The sequence below is a fragment of the Enterocloster lavalensis genome, from assembly GCF_046603895.1.
GTDB lineage: Bacteria > Bacillota > Clostridia > Lachnospirales > Lachnospiraceae > Enterocloster > Enterocloster lavalensis.
Genome location: NZ_CP176637.1, coordinates 3,356,241 through 3,380,665 on the forward strand (window position 1 = coordinate 3,356,241; position 24,425 = coordinate 3,380,665).

Below are 24,425 nucleotides of genomic sequence, written 5' to 3' on the forward strand. Positions count from 1 at the left end.
AGCAGAAAGACAAAAATTTCAAAAAAACCATAAGAAAATAGATATACGTTTTTTTAAGAATTTAGTATGATAATCCCAGCAAATGAAACAGGTAATGAGTATTATGAATACTCATGAACACTATGCAAGGGAGGTTATATTGAATGAAAAAGAAATGGATCAGTATGTTGGCTGCTGCTGCGATGCTGACGGGAACTTTGGCCGGATGTGCCCCAAAGCCGGTGGACTCAACCACTGCGGCGACTGAAGCCCCAGCAGGTACATCTAAGGAGACGGAGGCGGGACAGGAGGAAACCCCGGCGGCGGATCTGCCGGTATTGAAGGTGGCCGTTATGCCGTTTTTAAACAGTATTCCCATTGAATATATGATTAATGAGGGATTGGATGTTAAAAATGGGTTTAAAATTGAAACCGTATATTTTGCCAATGGCGGAGCCATGAACGAAGCGCTGGCAGCCGACCAGTGGGAGGTGGGAACGCTCAGCGCTGCCGCGGTCAATTCTCTGGCGATCTATGGGGCCTATTGTATCGCTGATATCGGGCATTCCGAGGGTGGGCTCTACACGCTGTGTAAGCCGGACTCCCCCATTGCTCAGGTAAAAGGTGCGAATCCGTCCTATCCGGATGTTTATGGAGACGCTGAAACCCTGAAGGGCGCAGTGATTGCTACCAATACCGGTACCATTTCCCATTTGAATGTGATCAAGTGGCTTGAGAAGCTGGGACTGACCACCGACGACGTGGAGATTGTTCATATGGATTTCCCATCCGCATACCAGGCGCTGATGACAGGCAACTGTGATGTGGCCGCTCTGAATCCCCCCACATCCTACCAGGCTGAAGCCGAGGGAATGATTGTGACCTCCAGTTTGACCACTCTGGGAGTTCCGCAGTTTGATTCTATTATTGTCAGTAATAAGGCGTTTACCGGTAAGCGCGATGTGCTTGTAAATTATGTGAAGGCATTCTTTGAGGCTACCGACGCCCTGCAGGCCGATCCCGACATGGCCGCGCAGCTTCTTCTGGATTGGTATACGGAGAATGGTTCCGAGTCCTCTCTTGATGCCTGTAAAAATGAAATCGCAACCCGTCCGTTCGTGACTTCGGAAGAGGCCAAAACCATAACCATCGGTGATTCCGTTCAGGTTACCGGAGAATTCTGGGTATCCCAGGAGCTTCTGGAGGAATCTAAGTTCCCGGAGATTGCAAAGCATGTGGATGATACAATCGTGAAGGAAGCCTTGGGCTATTAATAGAACGGCAATGTATGTTAAGGGCGCCTTCGGGTGCCCTCTATTATTGAAAGGTAGGATTGATGTGACAGAGTTAGAAAAGAAACAACAGCGCGATAGACGAAAATTTGCGGCAATCTCCGCTTGTTCTCTTGTAGTATTTTTCGGAGTCTGGTACCTGGCGACGGCAATTATGCACCTGATGCCCGATTACTGCCTTCCCAGTCCTGTCCAGGTGCTGGAGGCATTTGTTTATAAACTAAATCATAAGGCTCCGGACGGTGGAACGCTGTTCCAGCACATTCTGGCCAGCCTTAAAGTAGCGCTGAGCGGTTATCTTCTTGGGGCGGTGATCGGCATTCCGCTGGGCATCTGTATGGCGTGGTTTAAACGGATCGACCTGTTCGTGACGCCGTTATTTGATCTGGTGCGGCCGGTTCCCACGATTGCATGGATTCCTCTGATGATTCTCTGGTTTGGCATCGGTCTGGGCGCTAAGGCTGCAATTATCTTTGTGTCCGCGTTCATTCCATGCGTGATCAATTCCTACGCGGGAATCAAGCAAACCCGGCCCGTTCACCTTTGGGTTGCTCAGACCTTTGGAGCTTCCCGCACGAAAATGTTATTTACAGTAGCGATTCCTACCGCCATGCCGCTTATATTCACTGGACTCAGAATTTCTTTGCAAGCTGCCTGGACGACTCTGTGCGCAGCCGAGATGCTTGCTGCAAACAAGGGTCTGGGTTATATGATTCAGCTCAACCGTTCTCTGGCCAGGGCCGACCTGATTATTGTGGGAATGTTGACCATCGGCTTTATTGGTACGTTGTTTGCGGTGGTGCTCACAAAGCTGGAAAATCGTATGGTTAAGGGAGGGAAAAAATCATGAGAAAGATGAGCCGCTCGGAAAAAGCTGAAAAAATGATCTATGGGATTCTGGCAATCGCAACGTTTTTTCTGGCCTGGGAGTTTATCACCACCTTTACGGCTGCCAGAGAGACTACCCCCGGCCCCATCCAAGTGATTCGGCTGCTGTTTACCTCCTTCTTCGAGCCCATTGGCCGTTTTACAATCTATGGACATTTGTATTACAGCCTGCGCCGCGTGCTAGTGGGCTACACTGTGGCGGCGGTGTCCGGCATTATCGTGGGCCTTTCAATGGGCACCTCCCGCTACGCGGAAGCGATTATCAAGCCGTTGTTTGAACTGATCCGTCCCATTCCGCCCATCGCCTGGATTCCGCTTGTGATCCTTTGGTTTGGGGTGGGGGAATTGCCCAAATATGCAATCATCTTCATAGGTTCATTTACAAACATTACACTTAATGCATATACAGGCGCTCAACGTGTAGATCCGACTCTGGTGGGCTGCGCCAGGATGCTGGGAACAAGTGAGCGGGACATTTTTCTGAGGGTTATATTGCCTTCCAGCCTTCCTCAGATATTTGCGGGAATGCAGGTGGCCCTGTCCACCGCGTGGATGGCGGTGCTTGCGGCAGAGATGGTGGGAGCTCAGGAGGGCTGCGGATGGATCATCCTGAGAGGCAGCGACACGACCAATATTCCGCTGGTTCTTGTGGGAATGGTGGTGATCGGCGTGGTAGGGCTTGTGCTGGCTACAATTATGCGTGAGGCTGAAAGGAGACTGTGCTCATGGAACAGAATGGATGTGTAGACGACAGGATTATCCGTCTGGAACACGTTACAAAGCGGTTTGAATCCGCAGGTCGTGTGAAGGAAGTGGTGAATGATATCAATCTGGATGTAAAGGAAAATGAATTTGTGGTGCTGTTCGGACCAGGACAGTGCGGCAAGACCACCATGATCAACCTGATTGCGGGCCTGGAACTGGTAACAGAGGGGACTGTGACGGTGGACGGAAAAAAGGTGGAAGGTCCGGGGGCGGATCGGGGGGTGGTATATCAGACTACGGCTCTCTTCCCCTTCTGCACGGTCATGGGAAATGTGGAGTTCGGGCCAAAATCCCGGGGCATCGACAAAAAGACCAGAAGGGAGCGCGCTCAGTATTTTATCGATCTGGTGGGACTTCAGGGCTTTGAGAAGAGCTATCCGAACCAGCTGTCGGGTGGCATGCGCCAGCGTGTGGGGATCGCCAGGGCTTACTGCAATGACCCAAAGGTTATGCTGTTGGATGAACCATTCGGCCACCTGGACGCTCAGACCCGCTACATGATGGAGGAGGAGCTGGAAAAAATATGGCAGAAGGAGAAGCGGACCGTTGTCTTTGTGACCAACAATATTGAGGAGGCTGTTTATCTGGCGGACCGAATTATTCTTTTGACCAACTGTCCCACCACCATCAAAAAGGAATACACCGTAGATCTTCCCAGGCCCAGAAGCTATGTGGACCCGGAGTTCCTCCGCCTCAGAAAGGAAATTCTGGATAACACGGACGAGACATTGTAAGAGAGGAGAGCGTCATGAGTGAGGATAGAGTAAAGGTCAGAGTGAACAATCTGACAAAAAAATTTGGCGATTTGCTGGTGCTGGACGATATCTCCTTTGAGGTGAAGGAGGGAGAGTTTCTCTGTATCGTAGGGCCTACCGGCTGCGGCAAGACTACATTTTTAAACAGCCTGACAAAGCTGTATGATATTACGGCGGGAGAAATTTTGGTAAACGGCGAGCCTGTGGATTTAAAGCGGCATAACATAGCCTACATATTCCAGGAATACTCCACGTTTCCCTGGCTGAAAGTGGAAGAAAATGTAAAATACGGCCTGAGAGTGAAAAAACTTCCGGAGGAAGAAGTTCAGAGGCGGGCGGATCAGGTGATCGCCATGGTGGGCCTGGAGGAATTTCGGAATTATTATCCCGACCAGCTTTCCGCCAGCATGCTCCAGCGGGTAGTGATCGCCAGGGCCTTTGCCGTTCAGCCGGAGCTTTTGATTATGGATGAACCTTACGGGCAGCTGGATATTTCCCTGCGTTTTCGTTTGGAGGACGAGCTGATCCGGCTGTGGAGGGAAACAGGCACTACCGTCATTTTTATCACCCACAATATTGAGGAAGCGGTTTATCTCAGCGAACGGATCCTGGTTTTGACCAATAAGCCGACTAAAATAAAGAAAGAAATCATCAATAAACTGCCCTGGCCCCGGGACGTAACCTCAGAGGATTTTGTGGAAATCCGCAATTATGTGACGGAGTTGATCAAGTGGTGGTAAGGGAGGAAAAGAACATGGCGGACAGACGACCCAATATTATTTTGTTTATGTGCGACCAGCTGCGTTTTGATGCTCTGGGCTGTTATGGAAATAACCAGATTCACACGCCCAATATTGACAGTATTGCCCTGAACGGCAGTACATTTGACAATCATTTTGTCCAGAATCCGGTTTGTTCCCCGTCGCGCTGCACAGTGCTCACCGGCCGGTATCCCAAAAATCACGGCACCCGTGACAACGGGATTCCACTGAGGGATTCGGAGATCACTCTGGCGGAAGTGCTTCGTGAAAATGGTTACCAAACGGCAGCAATCGGAAAAATGCATATAACCACCCAGTTTATGCCCAAGGAGGACGAACAGGACGACTGGCCCCGGGATTGTTATGGGTTTGATATTATCCACACCACCTGCGACTGTAAAACCGGAGAGTATTTAAAATGGCTCAGGGAGGTCAGTCCCGGAGATTATGAGGAGGTAAAGCTGCAGGGAGAGCGTAAAGCCAGGGAGGACCGGGCTTCAGCGGCGGATAAGGATTTAAGCGGTCCACCTCAGGTCTACCCCAGTAAAATTGACCCGCTTTGCCACCAGTCTCACTGGATTGCCGACCGGATGATCGACCTGATCCGGGAATCGGAGCCGGATCGGCCGTTCTTCGCATATTGTTCCTTTGTAGACCCGCATCACCCCTTTGATCCGCCGGAACCCTACGCCAGTATGTATGATCCGGATACGCTGGCAAAGCCGGTAGGGATGGAGGGAGAACTGCTGGATAAGCCGCCACACTTTCTGAAGGCCAGAACGGCCAGGGGTTATTCCAACGAAAAATATGATTACCGGAAGCTGACGGATCACCAATGGGGAGAGGTGAAGGCAGCCTATTATGGTATGATTACACTGGTGGACGACAATATCGGAAGAGTGCTGGAAGCGCTGAAACAGCGTGGGATCGAAAAGGATACACTGATTATGTTTACCAATGACCACGGTGAGCTTTTGGGAGATCACGGCCTGCTCTTTAAAGGTCCGTTCCATTATGATTGTATTATAAAAGCTCCGATGATTATAAAATGGCCGGGTGTGATTCCGCAGGGCTCGCGCTACAGCCAGATAACGGAGCACACGGACATTATGCCCACCCTTTTGGAGTACGCAGGTGTCCGCCCGCCTTACGGTGTTCAGGGATGTTCGATGGCACCGATTCTGCGGGGGGATAAAGGCGCGGGTAAAGAATATGCCATGACGGAATTCAACTGCTATGACTGGGGGCTCAGCGTGAAAACGCTAACCGGCCGCGATTACAAGCTGACCTGCTATGCGGGGGAGGAATTTGGCGAACTTTACGACCGAAACCGGGATCCGGAGGAGTTTAAGAATCTTTGGAATGATGAGGTTTACAGGGATGTAAAAGTTCGCATGATGAAAAAATTGATGGACCGTATGATCGAAACGGAAGATCCGCTGCCTCTGAGAATCGGAAAATACTGATACGGAGCCTCCGGCATATCCCCTGCGGGGAGAAATTTGCCGGGGCTGTTTTTATATTTTTACTTATGTTATACTAAAAGATATTGGAATTTAGGGGGTCAGGAGGATGGAGTATAGGAAGTGGTCCTGGCGGATCGATCAAAACAGTATGAAGTTCCGCCTGTTGTTCACGCTGTTTTCGGCAGGCTTTATCCTGACTTTGATCATGTCGGTTATCGGCTATAAAATTTTTGAGCGCACGCTTGTATCGGAGATTGGGAACAACCGGGCCGACGTTCTGCGCCAGGTTGGGGAGCGCGTAAGCCAGGTCAAAGAAAATGCCTGTACCTTGTCCAATCTTTACTATTATGACAGTACGCTGCACAATTATCTGGAACGTATGGAGGCAGGGGAACAGGAACAACTGCAGCCGGAATTTGAGGCGTATATGGACCGGCTTACGGCCCAGTATAAAAACTCCTTTTATGAGAGCGGGCAGCGTTTTCAGGTGGTGCTGTCCCTGGAGAATGGCGGCGGTTATTGCATGGTGCACACTCCCAGAAGGGAGGTCTGCGAATACATGAGCCCCAAGACCAAGATCTGGTACAAGAAGATGCTTTTTGCCCGGGGAGAGACCATTGATATTGCCTGCTACAAGGACAAGGAGAGACAGACCGCCTATTTTTCCACGGCGCGGTCCATCAATGACGGCTCCGGGAAGCCCCTGGCATACCTGATGATTAATATAGAAGAATCCCAAATCTACGATCTGTACGTCTCGCTTCTGGATGGAAACGGGAATACCGTATATGTGGTGGACGGAGGCGGAAATATTATTTCCAGCAGCAATCGGAAGCTGAACGGGTTTGAATTCTTCAATATGAAAAATCTGGATCACCTGTTTGGGGATGAACCCTATACATTTACGCAGATGAGGGGAGAGAACATCCTGTTCACCCGCTATTTCGACCAGAATTCCGGCTTTACGATATTGGAAGAGATACCTTTGAAGGTTCTGATGGAGCCAATTTATCAGGTCCGGATTGTTATTCTGACCATAGCGCTTCTGGCAATAGGGGCGGCCGCGGTTTACGCCTGCCATTTTGCGAACAAGACCACACGCCCCATTTCTCAGCTCTGTGAATTTATGCTTCAGGTAGAGGCGGAAAATCTGGATCAGGAATGCGACATTCGGGGGTATACGGAGATTAATATTCTAAGCGACCGCCTGAATCTGATGCTGCGGCGCATGCGCGGCCTGATGAACAGCATCAAACAGAAGGAAAAACAAAAACGGAAGATGGAGTTGAGCTTTCTGCAGGCTCAAATCAATCCTCACTTTATGTATAACACGCTGTTTTCCATAAAATGTATGGTCGATATGGAAAAAAATGGGGAGGCCTCCAAGATGTTGGCATCCTTTATCCAACTTCTGCGCAGCACATTGTCCAATCCGAATGAATTTGTCAAAATCAGGGATGAGTTTAAAGTATTGCGTCAGTATGTGGAGATTCAGCGTTTCCGATATGATGATAGCTTTCAGGTTGTGTTTGAATGCGATGAGGCGGTGGAGGATAAAAAGATTCCGAAGCTGTTGATTCAGCCGTTGCTGGAAAACGCCATTTTCCATGGTGTGGAGTTTCGGAGGGGCGAAGGACTGATCATTATTACAGCCAGGCCTGTGGGCGGTGATGTGGCGGTGACTGTGGAGGATAATGGTATGGGGATTGCGCCGGAAGTTATCGAAAAAATCAACCGCGGGGAGCAGATGAATGAAAAAACTCATGTTGGGATCGTAAATGTAAAGGAACGGATACAGTTGAATTTTGGCGGGAATTACGGAATGAATATTGAAAGTGCCCAGTGGAAGGGGACAAAGATCATTCTTACAATCCCGGCTGTCGATTAGGTAAGGTGATAAGATGGTAAATGTACTGGTTGCGGACGATGAGGTGCCGATCCGGCAATGGCTTGAGTTTTGCATCAATAAAATGGAAGGGTATCATGTGGTTGGGAGCGCGTCAAACGGTGCCGAAGGGTATTCCATATTCCGAAAGACGAATCCGGATGTGATTATTACAGATATCCGGATGCCTGTGATGGATGGCCTGGAGATGTTGAAAATGATCCGTAATCTGAATCCGGCTGTGTATGCCGCGGTATTGACAAGCCATGAAGATTTTGAGTACGCCAGACAGGCAATCAAGCTGGGGGCTTCCGAATATATATTAAAAATAGAGATTACAGAGGAAAGCCTGCGCCAGGTACTGGCAAATGGCCGTCAGGCGGCGCGGGTGGAAATGGCAGATGGAAGAGAACGGCAATTTGAGGATATTACAAACCGGAATTACTATCTGCGATCTCTGGTTCTGAGCAAGCAGGACATTCAGGTCAGCGACGCCATGCTGCGGGAATACAGGATTCCGTTAGTAAAGGGAGAGTTTGTGGCTCTGGATATTATGATGGACGAAGATGGACCCTTGCGGCTGGAGCTGCCGGAGGGTGAGGGACTGGAGCATGTGATCAAAGTGCCACTGGAGTTAAAACATACAATTCTTTTGGGAAATGTAAGCCGCGACCTGGGCGTTTCAAGCAGCCGTCAGATGTCCGGCCTATATCAGTATTGCCGGAGGGTAGCGGATCAGGTTCCCTGCCGGATTGGCTGCAGCGATATCTATAATGATCTGCGAAGAATGGGGGTGGCCATGCGCCAGGCCTATGACAGGGTGCAGCTGAGCTTTTACCACCCCAGAGAAACGATTTTTTCGGGGGTCCGTACCGGAAAATACCGGCTTACAGGCGGAGAAAAGTATAAAATTCTGTTCAGCAAGGAGATGGTGAATCAGAATTATCGCAGGGCGGTTGAGATTAAGGACGAGATGATGGCGGAGGCACGGGCAGAGGAAATTACGGATATTGAATATCTGAAAAAGCTGTATCTGTTCTTCCTCACGTCTCTTTATTATTTCACAAAAGACGACGTGAGCCGTGTGGAGGAGCAGCTGGCAAAGTTGGGTCTGGAGATGTCAGCTGCGGAAAATCTGGATGAGTTGGACGGAGTGATGCAGAGGGGATTTGAACAATGCGGTTACGGGGGCGTGGGAGCTCAGGGGTATTCAGCTTCCATACAGAATGCGGTGCGTTATATGGAGGAGCATTTTGCGGAATCCCTGGCATTGCCCGATGTGGCCTCCCATGTGGGACTTAGCGCCGAGTATCTGAGCCGTCTGTTCAAGGAGGAGACGGGGGTTAAGTTCGTTGTATACCTGAATAACCTGAGATTAAAGCATGCGCTGCACCTGCTGGAAACTACCAATTTAAAGGTCTACGAAGTTGCGGAACAGGTTGGGTATTCGAATCTGAGCTATTTTTCCACGGTATTCAAGAAAAATTTTGGGCAAAATCCGTTTGACTATAAGAATAATTTCCGAAATGGGTGAGGGCCCTTGCCCACACCGCACATTTGTAGTAAGCTATAGTTAGATTTTTTGTATCTGTTCAGTACCTTCACAGATACGAGCAAAAATCCATTTAAAATCGACTTCGTCGATGGGATTTTTGCCAGCAAGCTTAGGTTTTCATACGGTCAGCGCAGCAAGTGCGCAGATCTACTGAACAGTTACGATTTTTTACAAAATGTTCGGAACAATACTGGAGGAAAACGGCATGGGACAGGCCATTACAGATTATGGAAAATTTCTGGCGGAGGCCAGGGAGGCGGTAGATAGTCTGAACTGTGACCAGAACACATATGATCAGCTGGCGGCAGAGGAGATAAGACTGGAGCGGGAGCTGGAGGCGGCGAAAAAGGCCGTGGCGGACAATATCAGCCAGACCACCAGGAAGCGGCGGGAGGAGATCAGCTCCGATTATGATCAGGAGATCGGGAAAGGGCAGGAACGCCTGAAAAAGGCCAGGGCCAAGCGGGAGAAGGAGAAGAACCGCGGAATGAAGGAGCGCATCGCCGACGAGACCAGCGAGCTGCGGGAGCACAACCGGGAGCTGAAGCTGCAGATGCGGACCATGTTTCAGCAGGCCGGGGTGCCGGGGCTGTGCAACTCCACCTTCTACTATGCGCTGTTTTATCCCAGGGGGCTCAAGGAGATTCTGATCTTTCTGGCCTTCATTTTGGTCTGCTTTCTGGCCATTCCCTGCGGGTTGTATTTCCTGATACCGGCCCGGAAGATCTGGTATCTGGTGGCGATTTACTTTATCGATGTGGTGCTCTTTGGCGGGCTCTATGTGATGGTGGGTAACCGCACCAAGATGCGCCACCATGACGTGTTAAAGAAGGGACGGGCCATCCGCAACACCCTCAGAAGCAACGGAAAGAAGATCCGGGTGATCACCCACACCATCCAGAAGGATGGCAATGAGGACCTCTACGACCTGAAGAAATACGACGACGAGATCGCGGCGGTGGAGCTGGAGCTGTCGGAGATTACGGAGCGGAAGAAGTCGGCGCTTAACGCCTTTGAGACTGTGACGAAAACCATCATTGCTGATGAGATTGCGGGCAATAACCGGGCGCGCATAGAGGAGATCGAAGGCCGCCACAAGGAGGCGCTGCAGGCGGTGCGTGAGCTGGAGGCAAAGATAAAGGCCCAGCGCATCCAAATCACGGACACCTACGGGCCGTATCTGGGGCGGGAATTCCTGCAGCCGGAGAAGCTTTCCGAGCTGTCACGTCTGATCCAGTCGGGGACGGCGTCCAATATCTCAGAGGCCATTGAGATGTGTAAAAACAGTTAAACAGGAACCGCCTGAGGGCGGATGAACGGACGTGCAGAGGTGCAGGTCCGTTTTTTTCACTGGGTATTCCGCTCGCTGCGGCCCATTCCGCTCCCAGGAACACGCCCGGCAATGTACGGAGATGGCAAAATACCGTTTCCCGCCGGACTTTTGCACCCCCCAGCTCCCATCCATCAATGTCATAAAGAATTAAGGTAATAGTAAAAATTACCAGCCTCATATCTGATAATATGGAACTATGGAACATGATGTGTGAATGCGGAAAGGCGGGAAGCGTATGAGAAAAACCAGAAGATTCCAGATAAAAGCTGCCGCGGCGGTGATTGCGGCCGCCCTGCTGGCCGGAGGCTGCGCAGGGGCGGAGAGCGGAGCAGAAGGCCCCACGAAGGTGGAGGAGACGACCACCGCGGCTAAGGCGGAACCTGTTGCGCCGGAGAGTCCGGAGGGCGTGCCGGGACAGCAGGCGCAGGCCGGAACCGGGGAAGCGGGTGAGCCGGTGAACGGCTACCAACTGATTTCAGACTATGGCGTCACTGCCCCCGGCGACTTGCAGGCGTATGAACTGCCGGATGGGCTGCGGCCGGCAGTCGAGGAGAACCAGGTGCGGGCTGAATTGTTGACCGCAGTTTACATAAATGGAGAGTTCCGTTTCCGTCTCAGGATCGAGGACAGTTCCGTGACCATGCTGACGCCGGAGGAGGTGAAGGCGGTGCAGGAGAAGGAGGCCGGGGATGGGGCCGCCCAGGACGGGACCGCAGCGCCGGATGACAGCTATGTGGAAATCGACCGGGATAAGGGGCTCTACGGCCGCAGCGCTTACGAGGAGCGCCTGCGGGCGGAGAATCCGGGCGGCGGCGGTACGCTTTCCGTACGTTTGATTGGAGACGGCGTGGCGGAGGGTGGTTACACGCCCAACCGGTCCAGCTCCACCCGGCAGTATGTGGAATCCGGGGAGAGCGGATACCTGTTGACAGTGGGCGAATACGCGATGCAGGGAAAGCCGCTGCGGGCGGAACAGCCGGAGGGAACCTACGAGCTTTGGGTGCCTGGATTCCAGGAAGCCATCGGCTTTACTCTGGAGCCGGCCCAGGTATACGAGTCCCTTCTGGATATCCCCGGGATGCAGGAAGCAGGGGATTATCTGATCTGGACTGCCGGGAGCGGGAGGAACGGTCAGGTGGAGGTGCAGTATTTCATCCTGCCCGGCCAGTGGGAGGAGGACTACCGCTACAGTTTTCTGGACAGCAAGCTGGATTATACCAGGGATGGGATCACGGAGAGCTGCGGGCACTCCATTGTGTCCGCCCAGACCAGGCTGAATGAACCGCTGTCCGGCATCCCGCCATACCGGATGACCGTGCAGCAGACCTTTGCCGGGCCAGAGGCGCAGGAGGGCGGAAGCTACACGCTGTCCCTGCGGGATCTTCTGCTCACATCCCCGGAGCGCTCCGGCGAGATCACGCTCGCCATACCGCAGGATGTGGAGCAGCTGGATCAGGAAATAGAGTTTGAGGACAGCACGATCCGGTTTTTGAAGATTGAGCGCGGGGATGAGCCGGAGTTGTATACCATCGACGACGGCGTGGACGTGATGCGGCCGGTGGTGTACATTGAGGTGCAGGTCACGGACCGCAATCCGGACCGGCATCTGATCAATCTTCAGGGCCGCAAGCAGGCGTCGGAACCGTACATTACGGAGGTCCGGCCCAATGTGGAGCGGACGGAGAAATCCTACCGTTCTTCCCAGGTGGTGGGATTGACGGTTTTCTATGACGAGGGGGACACGGAAGTGAGATTCAGCCTGGAAAATCCGCAGTACGTCGAGGATTTGGAGCTGGAGCTTCCGGTTCTGATGGAGGAATGACAAATGAGTGAGCGGGCTCGTGAATTTCCGTGCAGCCGGATGGACCTTCCACGGGTGGAGTGGTGGTTCGCCCGGCAGGCAGGAGAGGGGAAAATGATCAGCCGTCTGAATATGGGGCTGGGAAATGGTATGTTTGAGGACATTTTAGGCCGGGAATGCCACTTCTGCATCCGGCCTTATAAAGCAAAGCTGGACAAAACAGTTCTCAGCTCTGCGGAATTCTCGCAGTTCCGGCAGCAGTTCGAGGACCTGGGGTGGAAATTTCAGTGCGGGCTTATGAATCTTGCGGTTTTTTACAGCGGGGACGGGGAACGGCCGGCAGAACCGCCGGAGGACCGGCAGGAGACGCAAAAACGCCTGTTGCAGATCACCGCGGGTGCGGAACTCGGGTATGTTCTCATGGACCTGTTTTGGAGCGCCTTCACCGTGCTGATGCTCAGCTATGTGCTGTGGGACAGCCGTTACCGGTACTGCATAGAACGGGGAGCGGCCCCGGGGCTGTTTGCGGCGGTGTACGGCATCGCGCTGTTGACCGTATTCCTGTGTATGACGGTTTACCGGACGCTGCCCCATCTCCAGATGCGCCGGACGCTGCGCCGCGGGAAACAAAGCCCGGAGCGCCTTGTATTCTGGGACCGGTGGGCCTCCATCGCGCTGTCCAGCGCGGCGCTGGCTCAGATGCAGATGCTGGTCGCCTGGATTTCAGGATGGCGGGGGGCGCTCCTTCTCTGCGCCCTGACAATGGCCATGGCCCCGGTGAATCTGATCCTGCGCTATGTCTGGAACAGAAAAGCCAGGCCCCACAGCTGGGAGAAGCCTCTCCTGTGCTGCGGCCTGGCGGAACTGGTGGTGCTGGGGCTCGCCCTTATATGGTGATCAGGTTGTAGGGAATCTGGTTGGCGGTCAGAAGCTGCGCCTCCCGCTGGTGGCAGGTGAAAATGATAATCTGGCTGTCATAGGCGCTCACCAGCCATTTTAGCGCTGTTTTCAGCCGCTCGTCGTCGTACAGCACAAAGCTGTCGTCAAAGATCAGCGGCATGGTGTCGCGGCCATTCTGCACCAGCTTGGCCGCGGCCAGGCGGACGGCCAGATAGATCTGGTCCATGGTGCCGCTGCTGACCTGTTCGATGGGAACCAGACGTGAGGGCGTGTTCATAAAGATGTTCAGGTTCTCGTCGATGCTCATACTGCTGTAGATATTACCGGTAATGCCTCCGATCAATTCGGAGGCTGTTTTATTTAAGTAGAGGCCGAAGGAGTCGCGGATGGAGGTGGACAGCGTGGTCATGGTATCCATGGCCAGGTCGATGGCGTCCAGCTCTTCCTGCACGCGCTCATTCTCTGCCAGGGTCCGCTTCAGGGCTTCCGCCTGGTTTTTGCAGGAGGCCAGGTGTTCCAGCTTCTTCTCCAGCTCCCACTGAACGCGCTGCTGCTGTTCGATCTCCTCGCTGCAGGATTCCTCCTGCTGCTGAAGCCGGGCGATCTCCTCGGTCAGGTGCCGCAGAGTTTCCTCCGACTGGTCGATGGCGCCGCAGAGGCGCAGAAATTCGCCCATGCGCAGCTCAAAGGCGGACATAGCCTCCTGGGACACGGAGGAATCGCCCAAATGTCTGGCAAAGATCTCCTGTAACAGCCGGGTGCTGGCGTCCAGTTCCTTGCGGTAGCGTCTGCCGCGGTTTAGCTGCAGGATGGACAGCACCAGAAATACAACACCCAGACTTCCAAGACCGCCCATGGCGATGGGCAGGGAGACGGGCAGGCGTGGGATCAGTTCCGGCACCTGGGTGAGAAGCCCGGCGCCGGCCAGGCAGACCACGGCCAGAAGCAGGGACAGCACGGCCCGGACCTTCAGGGACTTGCGGCTGCAGGCTGCGGCCGCGTTCTGATAGTCCGCGTAGAGCTTGCGGGTGCTCTCCATATATCCGGTGATGGAATCCCGGTCCGAAAACTGGCTTCCGGTCAGCACCTGGCGGCCTCTGGCCGCCTTTTGCAGCAGATTTTCCTTCTCCTGCTGCTTCTCCTCCAGCTGCTGTTTGAGCTTGGTCTTGCGGCTGCGGTAATTCATCAGTTGGTTGGCGTAAGCCGGGGAGGAGATTTCCTGCTCCAGCTTGCGGATTTCGCCCAGCAGCGTGGTGTAGCTTAAGGCCGCCTGGGGGATCAACTGGGCTTCCAGCTCCCGGCGCTGGTTTTTCAAATAGGCGCTGGCCTTGGTGATATTGAGGGCGATGCTGCCGGAAGTGTTTAAGTTGGCGATGTAGTTGCGCAGCTCGGCCACCATGCCGCCGTCCGTGGCGCATTTGAGCTGGCCGATGCTGATGGTGTTGTTGTAGGCGGTCTCCGTCAGCCCGCAGCGCAGCTGGTCCAGCAGGGCCTTGGTGGGCTCCACCTCCCGGCCCAGGGTCTCGTTGACGATAGTCAGGTCCTTGCTCTTTTTCTGGAACCGCCGTTCGATGCGGTAGATTTCCCCTGAGCTCTCGATCCTGAGCCACCCCTCGTAGGTGCCGCTTCCGGCCCAAGGCTCGTATTTGTTGTAGAGGTCGTTTTTTGAAGCCCGGCCCCGCTGCTTTTCGATTCCGAAGAGCATCCCACGGATAAAGGTGTGCAGGGTGGATTTTCCGGCTTCGTTCTTTCCGTATACCACATTCAGCCCATCCTCAAAGGAGACGTCCTGGTCCTGAAATTTGCCGAAGCCGCTGATGTGTAGATTCAGTAATTTCATTCCCGTCAGCTCCTTTCGTCGGTGGTGTGCAAAAGCGCGTTTACCCCGTAATGCAGGGCTTTTTTCTCCACCGGACTCATATTGTCCTTCTGGAGGGCCTGGATAAAGAAACCGATCATGTCGCTGGGGTGCTCCGCGAACAGGGCGGAGAAGTCGTACTGCGGCTCCGAGTCGTCCAGAATCTCGCAGATCCGGTAGTGTGAGGCCAACTGCTCCAAATCAAAGTCGATCTCCGGGTCCCGCATGCCCTTTAAGCGGAACCGGTAGATGTTGTGCTCACCGCGGCCCTTGATCTCCTGGGCGATGCGGGAGGCCAGCTCCATATTGGTGGTTTCCTTAGTCACGTTCACGGCCAGCGGTATGTACTGAATCTGGGCCATGGGAACGAAGGTCAGGTTCGTGACTTTTTTGGTCACCGGGTGGATTTCCCCGGTGTAAAAGCCGTGGGGGCCGGTCTCCGTCATGTCCAGGGGCTCGGGCGAGCCGCAGTAGGCCATTTTCTTCTCCGCCAGCACCCGGGGCTTATGGATATGCCCCAGGGCGATGTAGGAGAAGGGAGACAGCTCCAGGCTGTTGAAGTTGATGGGAAGGTGGGCGGCGTCGCCGCCGTGGGCCATCAGGATCTGGATCCGGCTGTTTAAGGGCACCTGAATGTCCTCCAGCCGCGCCTCCTTGATCTCGGTGGTGTGGTAGCTGAAGCCGTACACTTCGGTGTTGATGTCCTCAAAATAGACGGAGGTCAGAGTTTCATCCATAAGCCAGGTGACGTTGGGGCTCCAGGTAAAGCTCAAGAGCGCGGAGTTTCCACGGATTTTGTCGTGGTTGCCGGCAATCAGGATCACCTTTACACCCGGAATGGTAGAGAACAGGTAGTTGACCTCTTTTAAGTCCTTCATCAAAGGCTGGCGGTGGAACAGGTCTCCGGAAATGAACATGCAGTCCACATCCAGTTCTTTTGCTTTTTCTACGATTTTTCGGAAGGTGTCTTTTATGGCCTGGGCGCGCTCTTTTCCCCAGGGCTTATCTGCGTCCGGGCACATGCCCCAGTGGATATCCCCTGTGTGGATGAATTTCATGGTGAATTGTGTCCTCCTAAATGTTTACAGCTCACAGTTGTTAACCGTTCTCGGGAACGGAATCACGTCGCGGATATTGGTCATACCGGTCAGGTACATCACGCAGCGCTCAAAGCCCAGGCCGAAGCCGGCGTGGCGGTTGGAACCGTATTTTCTCAGATCCAGGTAGAAGTCGTAGTCCTCCTTCTTTAAGCCCAGCTCGTCCATTCTGGCCACCAGGGTGTCGTAGTCGTCCTCTCTCTGGCTGCCGCCGATGATCTCGCCGATGCCGGGTACCAGGCAGTCCACGGCCGCAACGGTTTTGTTGTCGGGGTTCATCTTCATATAGAAGGCTTTGATCTCCTTGGGATAATCGGTGACGAACACGGGTTTTTTGAATACCTGCTCGGTCAGGTAGCGCTCATGCTCGGTCTGAAGGTCGCAGCCCCAGGATACCTTGTAGTCGAACTGGTCGTTGTGCTCCTCTAAAATCTTCACGGCGTCGGTGTAGGTGATGTGGGCGAACTCGGATTCCAGCACGTTTTTCAGACGGTCCAAGAGGCCCTTGTCCACGAACTGGTTGAAGAAGTTCATCTCAGTGGGCGCGTTCTCCAGCACGTAGCGGATTACGTATTTTAACAGCCCCTCGGCCAGACGCATGTTGTCGTCGAGGTCCGCGAAGGCCATCTCCGGTTCGATCATCCAGAATTCGGCCGCATGGCGCGGGGTGTTGGAGTTCTCGGCGCGGAAGGTGGGGCCGAAGGTGTAAACGTTGCGGAAGGCCATGGCGTAGGTCTCCACGTTCAGCTGTCCGCTCACCGTCAGGTTGGTGGGCTTGCCGAAGAAGTCCTGGCTGAAATCCACCTTACCGTCCTCAGTCTTTGGAATATCGTTTAAGTCCATGGTGGTCACCTGGAACATCTCGCCTGCGCCCTCGCAGTCGCTGCCTGTGATCAGCGGGGTGTGCACGTAAACGAAGCCGCGGTCCTGGAAATACTGGTGGATCGCGTAGGCGATCAGGGAACGCACGCGGAACACGGCCTGGAAGGTGTTGGTTCTGGGGCGCAGATGGGAGATGGTGCGCAGGTACTCAAAGGAGTGGCGTTTTTTCTGCAGGGGATAATCCGGAGCGGAGGTGCCTTCCACCACTACACCCGTGGCCTGGATCTCAAAGGGCTGCTTGGCCTGGGGCGTGGCAACCAGGGTACCGGTGACGATCACGGCGGTGCCCACGTTCAGCTTGTTGATCTCGGCGAAGTTTGTCAGGTTGTCGTGGTAAACGACCTGCAGGGGCTCAAAGTAGGAGCCGTCGCTGACAACAATAAAACCGAAGGCCTTGGAGTCGCGCAGGCTGCGGATCCAACCGCCGATGGTTATCTCTTTGTCGAGATATGCCTCAGGGGTCTTATACAATTCTTTTACAGTAACCAGATTCATAGCAAAAATTCTCCTTTTCGTGCATAATACATACTATTTAACTCATAAACATATATAACGTGATTATATGATATTTCCCATAATGTTTCAAGGTTAATCTGTTTTTGCGGCATTTCCGGGCGTTTGAGGGGACATGCTTTCCCCGGAATTCCAGCGGGAACAGGGGAGGGGAACATATAGTGGTAAATATTGGAAGCTAACACAAGATATGGCGAGTCTTTATAAAATATGGCAGATGCGGTAATAAATGTCGGAAAAATGACTAAAAAAAGAGAAAAAAATTTAAATATTTGTGTACTATTTATGAAGTTTGTGTTATAATTAAAATTACAAAAATTTTAACAGCAAGAGGTGATAACGTGATTAAGAAAGAAATGATTGCCATGCTTTTAGCTGGCGGACAGGGAAGTCGTCTTGGCGTGTTGACACAGAAGGTCGCTAAGCCGGCGGTATCTTTTGGGGGGAAGTACCGGATTATCGATTTCCCGCTCAGTAACTGCATCAATTCCGGCGTGGACACCGTCGGCGTATTGACGCAGTATCAGCCATTACGTTTGAACACCCATATCGGGATTGGGATCCCGTGGGATTTGGACCGCAATGTGGGCGGCGTAACAGTCCTGCCTCCCTACGAGCGCAGTAAGGGGAGCGACTGGTACACCGGAACTGCGAACGCGATCTACCAAAATCTGGAGTATATGGAGAATTATAATCCGGATTACGTTCTGATTTTGTCCGGTGACCATATCTACAAGATGGATTATGAAGTTATGTTGGATTATCACAAGGCCAACAACGCTGACATCACCATTGCTGCTATGCCGGTTCCGATTGAGGAGGCCAGCCGTTTCGGCATCCTGATTACGGACGAGTCCAACCGCATTACGGAATTCGAGGAGAAGCCGCCGGTTCCCAGAAGCAACCTGGCTTCCATGGGTATCTACATCTTCAGCTGGAAGGTTCTCAAGGAGTCCCTGATCAAGATGAAGGACGAGCCCGGGTGCGACTTCGGTAAACATATCATCCCCTACTGCCATGCCAGAGGCGACCGCATTTTCGCCTACGAGTACAACGGCTACTGGAAGGATGTAGGGACCCTTGGCTCTTATTGGGAAGCCAATATGGAGCTGATCGACATTATTCCCGAGTTCAACCTGTACGAGGAATACTGGCGTATCTACACCAAGAGTGATGTGATTCCGCCTCAGTACGTGGACAGCAATGCGAAGATTGAGCGCAGCATCATCGGCGAGGGCACGGAGATCCACGGGGACGTGATCAACTCCGTCATCGGCGCAGGCGTTACCATCGGCAAAGGGGCTGTGGTGCGCGACTCCATTGTCATGCAGGGAACCGTGATCGGCGCGGGGTCTGAGATTAACAAGGCCATCATCGCGGAGAACGTACATATCGGTTCCGGTGTGAAGGCGGGCGTGGGCGAGTACGCGCCCAGCACATACGATCAGAAGGTTTATCAGTTCGACCTGGTGACCATCGGCGAGAATTCCGTAATTCCGGACGGCGTGCAGGTCGGCAAGAATACAGCGATAGCAGGCGAGACAACCGTAGGCGATTATCCTGACGGATTACTGGCAAGCGGAAATTACATTATAAAGGCAGGTGGCGCGAGATGAGAGCAATCGGTATCGTTTTAGCAGGTGGTAACAGCAAGAGGATGAGGGAACTCTCAAACAAGAGAGCAGTCGCTGCCATGCCGGTTGCAGGAAGCTACCGCAGCATCGACTTCGCCCTGAGCAACATGACGAACAGCCATATTCAGAACGTAGCCGTGTTCACACAGTACAATTCCAGATCCTTGAATCTTCATCTGAGTTCCTCCAAGTGGTGGGATTTCGGACGTAAACAGGGCGGACTTTACGTGTTCACCCCGTCCATTACTCCGGAGAACGGAGACTGGTACCGTGGAACCGCGGATGCATTATACCAGAACCTTACGTTTTTAAAGAACAGCCACGAGCCCTATGTGGTGATTGCGGCGGGCGACGGCGTTTACAAGCTGGATTACAACAAGGTGCTGGAGTATCACATCGAGAAGAAGGCCGACATCACCGTGGTCTGCAAGGACATGGAGCCCGGCACGGACGTGACCCGTTTCGGCTGCGTGAAGCTCAACGACGACGGACGGATCACCGACTTCGAGGAGAAGCCCATGGCTTCCGACGCCACCACCATTTCCTGCGGGATCTACGTGATCCGCAGACGCCAGCTGATCGAGCTTTTGGAGCGCTGCGCGGCTGAGGACCGCTATGATCTGGTCAACGACATTTTAGTGCGCTACAAGAACTTAAAGCGCATTTATGCTTACAAGCTGAACGGCTACTGGAGCAATATCGCTTCCGTGGATTCCTACTATAAGACCAACATGGATTTCCTGAAGCCTGAGGTCCGGGAATACTTCTTCAAGCAGTATCCCGACATTTACACCAAAATCGACGACCTGCCCCCTGCGAAGTACAATCCGGGCGCAGTTGTCCGCAACAGCCTGATTTCCAGCGGCTGTATCTTAAACGGCACGGTGGAGAACTCCATTCTGTTTAAGAAGGCATATGTGGGCAACAACTGTATTATCAAGAATTCCATCATTCTGAACGATGTTTATATCGGCGATAATACGGTGATTGAAAACTGTATCGTGGAGAGCCGCGATACCATCCGGGCCAATACGACGCATATCGGAACACCCGAAAATATCAAAATCGTTGTGGAGAAGAACGAGAGATATACGTTATAAAGCCGCACTGGTCCGCGTAGGCATGCCCCGGCCGGACTGGCCGGGGAAAGCGGCGACGAAGGAAAAGACGGAAGGGGTATAAAAACATGCAGGTTACAGACGTAAGAGTGAGACGCGTTGAAAAGGATGGGAAGATGAAAGCCATCGTTTCCATCACGCTTGACAACGAGTTTGTCATTCACGACATCAAGGTGATTGAGGGGGAAAAGGGTTTATTTATCGCTATGCCCAGCCGCAAGGCGGCGGACGGCGAGTACCGCGATATCGCGCATCCCATCAATTCCGGCACCCGGGACATGATTCAGAGTATTATTCTGAATAAATATGAGACCACTCTGCTGGAGAATGAGATGGCGGCGGAAGCGCTGGCATGAGGGCATAACAATCCATAACAGAAAACAAACGGGAGCAGGCAGACGGCCGGAAGGGCCGCAGCGCTGCTCCCGTTTTTTAATGCAATGGGCCGTTGGCGCAGCCTGCGGGTGATTGCTGCGCGGATAACGCCGCGGTAACGGGAAATTAATTATAAATTGATTGCAACGTTTGATGGAATCAAGTAAAATATAACCGAGATATGGAATCTGCCGGGCAAGACATGATTTGACGGCAGCGGAGGTGAAGGGTGAGCGATCGGGCGTATATTGATACGGAGAATCTTTTGGGGATTATGAGGCGGGCCTGCAATTATGTGGATCCACGGCTCATGGACCACGGATACCGGGTGGCCGGAATCGTGTGGAAAATACTGATGGCGAAAGGCGGATACGGGCCGCGGGAGATCCGCGACATCTGTTTTCTGGCGCTGCTGCACGACGTGGGGGCGTACAAAACGAATGAGATATCCAGACTGGTCCAGTTTGAGACGGAGAACGCGGAGAACCACGCCATCTACGGGTATCTGTTTATCCGGTATTTTTCTCCGTTTGCGGATATGGCGCCCTGCATTCTCCACCATCACACGCCCTGGCGCACGCTGGAACGGGTGGAGGGGATGAGCGAACGCCAGAAGGAAATCGCCCAGATCATTTTTCTGGCGGACCGGATCGACATCGGAGCGTTTTATGAGAGATGCGGCTGGGACGGATGTGTGGAGCGGATTAAAAGCCTGAAGGGCTATCTGTTCCAACCGGAGCTGGCGGATCTGGTGCTGGATCCGGGTTTTTCGGTGACAAAGGAGGAGCTTTCGTGGGATTATGAGGGCGGCTGGAAGCAGGTGATGAACCGGCCCTACAGCGCTCAGGAGATCAACGACTGCATGATGATGCTGGTGTACACCATCGATTTCCGCAGCCGCCATACGGTGACCCACACGATCACCACCACCTGCGTCAGCTGGGAGATCGCCTGCCTGATGGGGCTGGACGAGACGTACCGGCATCAGATCGCCTGCGGCGCAATTCTCCACGACGCGGGGAAGATCGGGGTGCCGGTGGAGATTCTGGAGTATCCGGGCAGGCTGAGTCCTCAGGCCATGACCGTGATGCGCACCCACGTGGACATGACGGAGGCCATTTTCGGCGGCGAGGTGGATGAGACCGTGGCCAGGATCGCGCTTCGCCACCACGAAAAGCTGGACGGATCGGGCTATCCCAGGGGCCTTGGAGCGGCGGACCTCACTGTGGGTGAGCGCCTGGTGGCGGTGGCGGACATCGTCAGCGCATTATGCGGAACCAGAAGTTACAAGGAGGCCTACCCCAAAGAGCGGGTGATCCGTATCCTGGAGGACATGAAGGGCCAGGGATTGATCGACGGGGAGATCGTGGACGTGTTTTTGGAGCATTACGACCTGGTGATGGGGCGGACCCGGCAGGAGTGCCTGCCGCTGATTGAGAAGTACCGGAGGATTCAGGAGGAATTCCGGGAGATGTCCGGGAAGAGGGTCAGGGATTGGGTGCTGCCGCGTGAATGAAAATATGTAAAAAAATGTAAAATGAGCGCTGCCGGAGGAGGCAGCGCTTTTTGGATGCAATGGGCTGCGGGGGAAGTCCGCGTGTGAATGTTTGAAGGCAACAGTCCGCCGGCGTAGTCCACATGCGATTGCGGAAGGCTGGTTTATATAAGCTTTTCCACCTCCTCCGGCCGACAGAACCGGAAGGCGGTATAGTCCAGCTCCGGGTGGTTGCGCATACACTCCCGGGTGAGGTCGATCAGCTTGCGGGCTGGGAAGGACAGGGGCTTGCCACGCCTCCAGGAGGCGATCAGGGTCCGCTCGAAGGGAGGCACGTCCAGGGTGCCCAACAGGGGAACCGTGGGAAATGCGTGGAAATTGCTCAGGTTCATGGTGGTCAGGGAGAAGCCCAACCCCTCGGAGGCCAGGGAGGCGGCGGTGTCCGGGTTGACCGTCTCCAGCAGGATACGGGGCATCATGCCGTGCTTTTCAAATATCTGGCGGGACGCCCGGTACAGGCCCTGGGTTTTCAGCGGCGAGATAAAGGGCGTGTGGCGCAGCTGCTCCGGCCGGAGGTGGTAGACCGTGTCCCGCATGGCAGGCGGGATGACGTCGCCGAAGATTTCGTGGGCCGGGGGCAGCACGAACAGCAGGGATTCCGAGGCCAGGGCTTCGTAGTCGATGCCTGGGGTCAGGATTGGGAGGGTGGAGACGATGATCAGGTCGATCTTTCCCTCAATCAGCGCTTCTTCAAGGCCCTGGCTGGTGGACTCAAAAATCTGGATGTCCACGTCCGGGTAAGCCTCCGCGTACAGGGGCAGAATCTGCCCCAGCCATTTCTGCCCGCGGCTCTCGGGGATTCCCACCGCCAGGTGCTCCTTGCGGTTGCCGGCGATCTCCGCCATCTCCAGGTCCAGCTGGGTCTTCATGGCCATGATGTTGCGCACGCCTCTCAGGTAATGCTCGCCCGCGTAGGTGAGGGCGATGGGGTTCTTGGAGCGGTCGAAGAGCCGCACGCCAAGGGACTCTTCCAGCTTGTTGATACTCTTTGTGAGGGCGGGCTGGGATATAAAACATTTCTCTGCCGCTCTGGAAAAGCTCTTGCACTCGTCCAGGGCGATCAGGTATTCAAACCGAACAAAATCCATGTTAAAATTCCTCCATTTTACAATTCTGCGGAAGGGAACGGCGTCTATGAAATTAAGTTATAGAATTCCGGTTCTAAAAGATATTAGACTCTTTTGTCTAAATTAACTATAATGAATGATATCAATATAGCATAGTGAGAAAAAATACACAATACACTTCTTCCGGCGGAAAGGGGGAAACCGGATGTACAGAGAGCTTCTTCAAAGCGGGATTCAGGTGAAGATAATCGGAGACGGGGTTGCGGCCGGCAGCGGAAGCTCCGACGACGACCGCTCAGGGCCGGTGATCCTCACCGTGGGGGGAAGGGACCACAAGGAACAACTGGGCAAAAAGTGCTGGGCGTCCCTGTTTGGCGCGTATGTCAGGGGGCTTTACCCGGCCAGCCGGGTGGTGAACCGATCATGCAGCGGGCTGGACTCCACGCAGCTGCGGGAGAATATCCGGCAGTTCGCGGAGGAGAAGGACCGCCTGGTGCTCCTGATGATCGGCTCCAACGACCGCAGGCTGGAGGACGGTCAGAAACGTTTGAAAGAGAATGTGAAATATCTGCTGGACTACTTCAACCGAAAGAATAAATCGGTGCTTCTCATGTCCTATCCGCCGCCGGCAGAGGCGCATGAGAGCCGGTCCGATCTGTTTTTCCGGATGGCGGAGGTGGACCGGATTCTGGGGGAAGCGGCCGCGAGCAGGTATGTTCCATTTTTAAGCCACTACAAGCTGCTGCTCTCGTACTACAGGGAGCAGGGGACCACGGTGGAGGAAATGATGATGGAGGGGAACGGAATCAGGGACGGGCTTCATCCGCCGGATCTGGTTCACCATCTGATTTTCGAACAGATTGTGCGCATGGTGGAAAATTGACAAAGCAAAGAGAGAGGAGGGGTGTGGCGCGCCAAGGTGCGCCACGAAGAGCGATGATGAAAA

20 protein-coding genes are annotated in these 24,425 nt (G+C 53.7%); 16 read left to right on the forward strand and 4 right to left on the reverse strand.

What is annotated here, in order from left to right:
- The first annotated feature begins 143 nt into the window (after positions 1 to 143).
- From ACK2JC_RS15020 to ACK2JC_RS15070, 11 genes are all read left to right on the forward strand, one after another.
- On the forward strand, positions 144 to 1,253 hold the full coding sequence (locus ACK2JC_RS15020; RefSeq protein WP_227167190.1) for an ABC transporter substrate-binding protein: 1,110 nt from the start codon (positions 144 to 146) through the stop codon (positions 1,251 to 1,253).
- Positions 1,254 to 1,317: 64 nt separating this feature from the next.
- On the forward strand, positions 1,318 to 2,121 hold the full coding sequence (locus ACK2JC_RS15025) for an ABC transporter permease (RefSeq protein WP_227167189.1): 804 nt from the start codon (positions 1,318 to 1,320) through the stop codon (positions 2,119 to 2,121).
- Positions 2,118 to 2,906, forward strand: a complete 789-nt coding sequence (locus ACK2JC_RS15030; RefSeq protein WP_227167188.1) for an ABC transporter permease — start codon at positions 2,118 to 2,120, stop codon at positions 2,904 to 2,906. The genes ACK2JC_RS15025 and ACK2JC_RS15030 overlap by 4 nt, the downstream gene beginning before the upstream one ends.
- The gene (locus tag ACK2JC_RS15035; RefSeq protein WP_320937533.1) at positions 2,885 to 3,658 is read left to right on the forward strand and encodes an ABC transporter ATP-binding protein; all 774 of its coding nucleotides are present in this window, start codon (positions 2,885 to 2,887) and stop codon (positions 3,656 to 3,658) included. Before ACK2JC_RS15030 ends, ACK2JC_RS15035 begins: the two co-directional genes overlap by 22 nt.
- A gap of 14 nt (positions 3,659 to 3,672) precedes the next feature.
- Positions 3,673 to 4,419, forward strand: a complete 747-nt coding sequence (locus ACK2JC_RS15040; protein WP_227167186.1) for an ABC transporter ATP-binding protein — start codon at positions 3,673 to 3,675, stop codon at positions 4,417 to 4,419.
- A 14-nt stretch (positions 4,420 to 4,433) separates the two neighbouring features.
- The gene (locus ACK2JC_RS15045; RefSeq protein WP_320937532.1) at positions 4,434 to 5,906 is read left to right on the forward strand and encodes a sulfatase; all 1,473 of its coding nucleotides are present in this window, start codon (positions 4,434 to 4,436) and stop codon (positions 5,904 to 5,906) included.
- Positions 5,907 to 6,012: 106 nt separating this feature from the next.
- Positions 6,013 to 7,794 carry a sensor histidine kinase gene (locus tag ACK2JC_RS15050; RefSeq protein ID WP_320937531.1) on the forward strand — a complete coding sequence of 594 codons (1,782 nt, stop codon included), beginning with the start codon at positions 6,013 to 6,015 and terminating at the stop codon, positions 7,792 to 7,794.
- Between the two features lie 13 nt (positions 7,795 to 7,807).
- On the forward strand, positions 7,808 to 9,325 hold the full coding sequence (locus ACK2JC_RS15055; protein ID WP_320937530.1) for a response regulator: 1,518 nt from the start codon (positions 7,808 to 7,810) through the stop codon (positions 9,323 to 9,325).
- 226 nt (positions 9,326 to 9,551) lie between these two features.
- The gene (locus ACK2JC_RS15060; protein ID WP_368271142.1) at positions 9,552 to 10,637 is read left to right on the forward strand and encodes a hypothetical protein; all 1,086 of its coding nucleotides are present in this window, start codon (positions 9,552 to 9,554) and stop codon (positions 10,635 to 10,637) included.
- 277 nt (positions 10,638 to 10,914) lie between these two features.
- The gene (locus ACK2JC_RS15065; RefSeq protein WP_320937528.1) at positions 10,915 to 12,501 is read left to right on the forward strand and encodes a hypothetical protein; all 1,587 of its coding nucleotides are present in this window, start codon (positions 10,915 to 10,917) and stop codon (positions 12,499 to 12,501) included.
- Positions 12,502 to 12,504: 3 nt separating this feature from the next.
- Positions 12,505 to 13,377, forward strand: a complete 873-nt coding sequence (locus ACK2JC_RS15070; RefSeq protein WP_320937527.1) for a hypothetical protein — start codon at positions 12,505 to 12,507, stop codon at positions 13,375 to 13,377.
- Here the strand turns inward: ACK2JC_RS15070 and ACK2JC_RS15075 are convergent.
- From ACK2JC_RS15075 to asnS, 3 genes are read right to left on the reverse strand one after another with little or no spacing between them, the layout of a single operon-like run.
- Entirely contained in the window at positions 13,367 to 15,220 is a 1,854-nt protein-coding gene (locus tag ACK2JC_RS15075) for an ATP-binding protein (RefSeq protein ID WP_320937526.1), read from the reverse strand. The two genes, ACK2JC_RS15070 and ACK2JC_RS15075, sit on opposite strands and share 11 nt — an antisense overlap.
- A 5-nt stretch (positions 15,221 to 15,225) precedes the next feature.
- A complete protein-coding gene (locus ACK2JC_RS15080; RefSeq protein ID WP_007706990.1) occupies positions 15,226 to 16,296 on the reverse strand; it encodes an exonuclease SbcCD subunit D in 1,071 nt (356 codons plus the stop codon).
- 24 nt (positions 16,297 to 16,320) lie between these two features.
- The gene (gene asnS / locus ACK2JC_RS15085; protein ID WP_320937525.1) at positions 16,321 to 17,712 is read right to left on the reverse strand and encodes an asparagine--tRNA ligase; all 1,392 of its coding nucleotides are present in this window, start codon (positions 17,710 to 17,712) and stop codon (positions 16,321 to 16,323) included.
- Positions 17,713 to 18,071: 359 nt separating this feature from the next.
- Between asnS and ACK2JC_RS15090 the strand changes: the two genes are divergently transcribed.
- The 4 genes from ACK2JC_RS15090 to ACK2JC_RS15105 all read left to right on the forward strand — a co-directional run bounded on the left by ACK2JC_RS15090 (position 18,072) and on the right by ACK2JC_RS15105 (position 22,373).
- Positions 18,072 to 19,346, forward strand: coding sequence for a glucose-1-phosphate adenylyltransferase (locus ACK2JC_RS15090; protein WP_092365672.1), 1,275 nt, complete (start codon positions 18,072 to 18,074; stop codon positions 19,344 to 19,346).
- Complete coding sequence (gene glgD / locus ACK2JC_RS15095) at positions 19,343 to 20,464, forward strand: glucose-1-phosphate adenylyltransferase subunit GlgD (protein WP_007707004.1); 1,122 nt, start codon at positions 19,343 to 19,345, stop codon at positions 20,462 to 20,464. Before ACK2JC_RS15090 ends, glgD begins: the two co-directional genes overlap by 4 nt.
- 86 nt (positions 20,465 to 20,550) lie before the next feature.
- Positions 20,551 to 20,838 (forward strand): septation regulator SpoVG, encoded by a 288-nt coding sequence (gene spoVG / locus ACK2JC_RS15100; protein WP_007707005.1) that lies wholly within the window; start codon positions 20,551 to 20,553, stop codon positions 20,836 to 20,838.
- Positions 20,839 to 21,086: 248 nt separating this feature from the next.
- Positions 21,087 to 22,373: an HD-GYP domain-containing protein gene (locus ACK2JC_RS15105; protein WP_320937524.1), complete on the forward strand. Its 1,287-nt coding sequence runs from the start codon at positions 21,087 to 21,089 to the stop codon at positions 22,371 to 22,373.
- Positions 22,374 to 22,516: 143 nt separating this feature from the next.
- On the opposite strand, the gene ACK2JC_RS15110 is transcribed toward ACK2JC_RS15105, so the two are convergent.
- Positions 22,517 to 23,500, reverse strand: coding sequence for a LysR family transcriptional regulator (locus tag ACK2JC_RS15110; protein ID WP_118754367.1), 984 nt, complete (start codon positions 23,498 to 23,500; stop codon positions 22,517 to 22,519).
- A gap of 184 nt (positions 23,501 to 23,684) precedes the next feature.
- On the opposite strand from ACK2JC_RS15110, the gene ACK2JC_RS15115 reads away from it, so the two are divergent.
- Positions 23,685 to 24,362 (forward strand): SGNH/GDSL hydrolase family protein, encoded by a 678-nt coding sequence (locus ACK2JC_RS15115; RefSeq protein WP_320937523.1) that lies wholly within the window; start codon positions 23,685 to 23,687, stop codon positions 24,360 to 24,362.
- Positions 24,363 to 24,425: the final 63 nt, after the last annotated feature.